The sequence below is a fragment of the Vibrio genomosp. F6 genome (genome assembly GCF_005146325.1).
In the GTDB taxonomy this organism is placed as follows: Bacteria; Pseudomonadota; Gammaproteobacteria; order Enterobacterales; family Vibrionaceae; genus Vibrio; species Vibrio cortegadensis.
This window is the reverse complement of record NZ_SYUT01000022.1, coordinates 113,569-119,568: the sequence shown is the minus strand read 5'-3', so window position 1 is coordinate 119,568 and position 6,000 is coordinate 113,569. Positions and strand designations below refer to the sequence as shown.

Sequence of the window (6,000 nt, the reverse complement as noted above, 5' to 3'; positions counted from 1 at the left end):
TCCAGCACCCTGGAATGGGCCAGATATGCAAATTCTGATCACTCAGACACCTTAAGTCGCCGCCCCGATCACTCTTGCACCCTGCGACTCGGCAGGATATGCAAATGCTGATCACTCAAACACCCTTAAATTGCTGCCCCGATCGCTTCTACACCCTCAGATTTGATTGGTATATGCTAAATCTGATCGCTCAAGCACCTTAAGTCGCCGTCCTGATTACTCCAGCACCCTACCATTGGGCAAGATATGCAAATTCTGATCACTCAGACACCTTAAGTCGCCGCCCCGATCACTCCTGCACCCTGCGACTGGGCAAGATATGCAAATTCTGATCACTCAGACACCTTAAGTAGCCGCCTCGATCACTCCTGCACCCTGCGACTGGGCAAGATATTCAAATTCTGATCACTCAGTCACCTTAAGTCGCCGCCCTGATCACTCCTGCACCCTGCGACTGGGCAAGATATGCAAATTCTGATCGCTCAAACACCCTTAAATTGCTACCCCGATCGCTTCTACATCCTCTGATTGATAGGTATATGCTAAATCTGATCGCTCAAGCACCTTAAGTCGCTGCCCCGATCGCTCTTACATCCTCAGATTTGATTGGTATATACTAAATCTGATCGCTCAAACACCTTAAGTCGCCGTCCTGATCACTCCTGCACCCTACGACTGGGCAAGATATGCAAATTCTGATCACTCAGTCACCTTAAGTAGCCGCCTCGATCGCTTCTACACCCTCAGATTTGATTGGTATTGCTAAATCTGATCGCTCAAACATCCTTAAATTGCTGCCCTCCTATTGCTAACTAGCATATGCCCCGAAGTAAGTTAGTGCATAGCTATAGCCAGAGATTATTAAGTAAAACTTTTAACCTATCTTTAAAGTGATTTAAGTGATCGAGCGCATAGCCACTCAAGTCATATAAGATGTAAGATTAAAAATTTCAGAGTAATAAAAAGGAATAGTTATGGCCTTTAAAAAGCGCGGGGCGCGTCATGTGGCCTCGTTAAGTCCTGACCAATTATTTAGGGAGCTACCTCGGCGCAAATATCCAGATGTTCTCCCCCACCAGCAGTCGATGATGCAAAGGTATGCAGAAGAAGCAGAGAATCATAGTGATGTCGCTTTACAGTTACCAACAGGCAGTGGAAAAACATTAGTAGGTTTACTGATCGCTGAATGGCGTCGTCGAAAGAACAACGAGAAAATTGTCTACCTCTGCCCAACTAAACAGTTAGTAAATCAAGTTGTCGAACAAGCTGAAACCAAGTATGGGTTGTCCGTCTTAGGCTTTACTGGCAAAAAGGCAAACTATGATCCTAGCGCTGTCGCAAAATACAAGCAGGGAATGGCTGTTGCTGTCACCACGTATAGTAGCGTTTTCAACACTAATCCATTTTTTGATGACCCTGATATCATAATTGTTGATGATGCACATGCGGCAGAAAATTATGTTTCAACGCTATGGTCTTTAGAGGTTGAAAGGTTTTGTGATGCCCACAAAACTGTTCACGAAGCTTTATGCTCGCTAGTTCGACCTTATTTAGATGGTACAAGCTATTCAAGGCTAGCTGGTAGTTGGGAAAGCCCTTATGATCAGGGCTGGGTTGATAAGTTGCCAACGCCTATACTACATAAAATCAAGGATGACTTGGTAGATGTTCTAGATGAGTACACTGACGGTACTAAGCTAAAATACTCGTGGTCAATGCTTAGAGCAAATGTTCAGGCATGCCATCTATACATGTCCTCTAAAGGTTTCTTGCTTCGTCCTTTGATTGCGCCGACCTGGGCTCATTCTTCATTTGATAATGCTAAACAGCGTATATATATGTCAGCGACATTAGGTGAAGGAGGAGATTTAGAGAGGCTTTTAGGAAGAAAAAATATTTATCGACTAGCTACTCCAGAAGGATGGGATACACAAGGTGTTGGTCGTCGGTTTTTTATGTTTCCATCCCTTTCTTTATCTGAGGACGATTGTCTGAAGTTTGATTTGGAATTACTAAAAAAAACTGAACGCAGTTTGGTTTTAGTGCCAAGTGAAGCACAAGCAACGGCGATAAAAGACACAGTTAATAGAGAAACCACTCTAAAAACCTTTGAAGCTAGTGATATTGAAGATTCAAAGAATATTTTTGTTAGCAGTAAAGGTGCAACAGCAGTTATTGCTAATCGATATGATGGTATTGATTTTCCTGGAGACGAATGTCGCTTATTAGTTATTGAGGGGCTGCCTAAAACTGTAAACTTGCAAGAGCAGTTCTTGATGTCCAGGATTGGTGCAAACGTCCTCTTCAACGAGAGAATACAAACTAGAGTGATTCAGGCTATTGGTCGGTGCACCCGATCATTGGAAGATTATTCAGCAGTTGTAGTAAATGGGTCTGAACTTGTAGACTTCTTAGCCGATCCTGCTCGCCGACATTACTTTCATCCAGAACTTCAAGCTGAGTTAGAGTTCGGTGTTGAGCAATCGATAGATAGCACTTCTGAAGACTTACTCGAAAACTTTTCAATATTTATTGAGAATGGTGAGGATTGGGAAGAAGTAAATGGTGACATCGTTGAACTAAGAGCTTCTAAATCGAAAACTAACTTCCCTGGAATTGCTGAGCTGGCAAATAGCGTCCCTTCGGAAATCGAATATGTTAAAGCTCTTTGGTCATATGACTACGAAGAAGCATTGAACCAAGCAGAAAAAATACTGGGTACTCTAGCCTCAGGGAATTTACGAGGCTATAGAGCTTTGTGGGAATACTTGGCTGGCTCAGCGGCATACCTTGCTAATGAGCATGGGTATTCTGACGCTAAAATTAAAGCACGAGAGCACTTTATACGAGCGAAAAAAGCGGCAAAAGACATCCCTTGGCTAGTTGGCTTAAGTCGATATACAAATAATGTAGAGCCGTCAGCTGATGAAACCAAGAACTTGCTTATTATGAAGCAAGTCGAAAATATAGAGTCCTTATTACATTCATTTGGATGTATGCATGATCGGAAGTTATCACAGAGGGAAAAACAAATTAGGGAAGGTTTGAACTCTGACAGAGAGTTTGAGGAAGCACACAGACTATTAGGCGAGCACATTGGGTTTGATGCACATAAAGTTGAAGCAGATGCGTCCCCTGATCCATGGTGGCAGTTAGCTGATTTGTGTTTTGTATTTGAAGACCACGCCAATGCTGAAAGTGATACGTTACACGCGACCAAAGCAAGGCAAGTTGCAACTCATCCTAACTGGATGAAGTCGAATGTTGATTCTTGTAGTTCAGATAAGGTTGAAATCATACCAATACTATTATCTCCAGTAACGAAAGTGAAAAGTGGAGGGCATCCTCATTTGGCAGAAGTCATGTATTGGAGCTTAAGTGATTTTAAAGACTGGTCTAGAAAAGTCCTAGATGTAATCAGAAGGCTAAGGGCTTCGTTTCAAGAGCCAGGGGACTTAGTATGGCGATCTGAAGCTGCTGATATCTTGATAACTGAGCAACTAGATGTAGAAAGCATCAAAAAACTACTTATGAGTCAAAATGCTTCGAAGATACTTGAAGTGGTTGCTTAGTCACTGTTTGTTCATTTTGTTGTCCCGTAGAGTTTCTTGCTGACACTAATACCAACAGAGAAAACTAGAGTTGTCACTCTAGATTTCTCTGTCCAAAAGTGTGTCGGCACTCAGTTTGAGGGACAAAGTTAGTAAGTTAACTAACTTAAAAATCGTATATATCTTGACGTTAAATGGTGAAGTAAGGTTTAATCTGTACAATACAAACGATTAAAATGATTTTCGAACATAACGACAACTCATTGTAGAATAAGCATTTAATTTTTTAGTGGTTGGGTTCAAATCCCTATCCCTCCACCACTTTTAAAGAAAAAACCGCTGTTTTTACAGCGGTTTTTTCGTATCTAGAGCCTTGAAAATCATCCTGCGCTTCCTGCGCTGCAAGGTAGCACAATGGTAATTCCCCTGTTATTAGGCAATCCCAATTCGAGTGAAGCGGAGCAAAGGTGATGTCCCGCTTCATTTCTCATCTGGACACTTTTACTTCAGTTCAAGTTGACGACATCCCCCCGACTCGGCAGCAAAATCCTGATCATGAGTGACGAGAATAAACCCGCCTCGATAGGCGTTTAATGCTTGAGCGAGCATGATTTTCGAATCGAGATCCAAATGGTTATCTGGTTCATCGAGCAGTAACAGGGGCTTAGTGGGTTGGTGACTGACAATCAACATCGCTAGTTTCATCTTCTCGCCACCACTTAGTATTTCACCAAGACGAAACACGCTGTCGCGGCGAAAGCCAATACCCGCTAATAGAGTTCGAGCCTCATGCATTTTCATGCCTTCGCAATGCTGCACTAGGTTATCTAACATTGATAAATTATGACGAATGGTTCCAAAGTGCTGATCGAGGTAATACAGAGGTGTATTCACTTGCAGATCTCCTTGGAGTAAGGGAAGATCACTTAGCAGCGTTCTAAGTAGTGTCGATTTACCGCCACCATTGTTACCGGTGAGATGTACTTTATCATTAGCAAAAATTTGCAGTGTAATCGGCACCGTACAACCAAATATGAGCATACCCTCATGTATTGATAGGACTTTGCGAGAGCGGTTTGAGCTGTCAGCTAAATATAGCTTTTGGTGTTTCATTTTTTCATGTCTCGACTTCAACGCTTGCTCTTTTTGCTGCAAATGTGCTTTTCGAAGTTGATCATTTTTATTACGACTAGAAAACCGATCCTCGGCGCTCTCTTTCTTACCATCTAATAACATCTTTGGCTGACTGCCATCTCTGCGCAACTTGTTACTTTGAGAGGCTCTTTGTTGTGCTTTTTCTCGGTTTCGCTGTGTTTGTGCCTCTAATTGCTTTTTCTGCTTAGTGACTGTGGCTAACTGCCTTTCAACCGCTTGTAGATCGACATGTTTTCGATGGGAATAAAAATCGTAGTTGCCTCCAAACACGAGTAGCCCAAGGCTGGAGAGTTCCCAGATTTCTTCCATTTCTCGAAGCAATTCACGGTCGTGGCTAATGAGTAGGATTGATCCATTAAAGTCCTTTATAGATTCAATTAACCATTGCTTTGCATGCGTATCGAGATGGTTAGAAGGTTCATCGAGGATAAGCAGCTCGGTATCTCCTTCAAACAATTGCCACAGCTGTAAGCGAGCCAATTGGCCACCACTGAGTTGAGAGCAAGGGAAGTTTGGGTTTTGTGGTAGCGCCATTGCTGCAAGCTGCTGCTTGAGTCGAGCTTCTACCTCCCATTCAGATCCAACCAAATCAAACCATTTCGTTGAGCAATCCCCGGACTCAATCTGTTTGAGAGCATTAAGTACTAACTCTTTACCCAAAAATTGGGCAATTGAGCACTCACCAGAAAGTAGTTCTGATGGTTGCTGACGATAAATCGCAAAAGACTTCGGTACTGTGACGGCCCCGCTCGAAGGCGTTGTTTCTCCTGATAGTATCGATGCAAGTATGGTTTTTCCTACACCATTACGTCCGACCAAACCGACATGACGTTTATTCATCACGCATGAGACTTGTTGGAAGAGTTGTTCGCCGTTACTAAATTGATGGCTGATATTGTTAGCTTTTAAAATTGGCATAATTTGCCTCCTGTATAACAGGGACAACAGCCGCAGCAACACGAAAAGTTTAGAAATGAGATCGATGCAAAAAGCACAAAAGTGTCAGGTATAAAAAGTACGATGCAAAGAAATAGTTGAAAGTGAGCTACGCCTACTAACCCTGTGTATCCAAAAAAATATATGAGAAATGGATGACAGGTTTAGTTGTTCATTTTGGCGTAATCTCCTTAAGAAATGATGCTTAGAGTATAGCTAGCTTCTGTTTTCAAACAAGTGGCATTGGTCACAAGTTGGTTGTGGATTAAAGAGATTAAGGCTCTGTACTTGAAATCTTTATATTGGGTACAGTCTCAAATATTTCAATACAAGTGATAGTTCTGTAAATTAGATAGCG

Annotated in this window: 2 protein-coding genes; one reads left to right on the top strand and one right to left on the bottom strand. The window is 42.3% G+C overall.

Features of this window, described 5'->3' with window-relative positions; translation table 11 throughout:
* Positions 1 to 974 precede the first annotated feature (974 nt).
* Positions 975 to 3,572 (top strand): DEAD/DEAH box helicase, encoded by a 2,598-nt coding sequence (locus FCV43_RS08435; RefSeq protein ID WP_136994885.1) that lies wholly within the window; start codon positions 975 to 977, stop codon positions 3,570 to 3,572.
* Between the two features lie 480 nt (positions 3,573 to 4,052).
* Here the strand turns inward: FCV43_RS08435 and FCV43_RS08430 are convergent, their stop codons facing one another.
* The gene (locus FCV43_RS08430; protein ID WP_136994883.1) at positions 4,053 to 5,624 is read right to left on the bottom strand and encodes an ATP-binding cassette domain-containing protein; all 1,572 of its coding nucleotides are present in this window, start codon (positions 5,622 to 5,624) and stop codon (positions 4,053 to 4,055) included.
* Positions 5,625 to 6,000 lie beyond the last annotated feature (376 nt).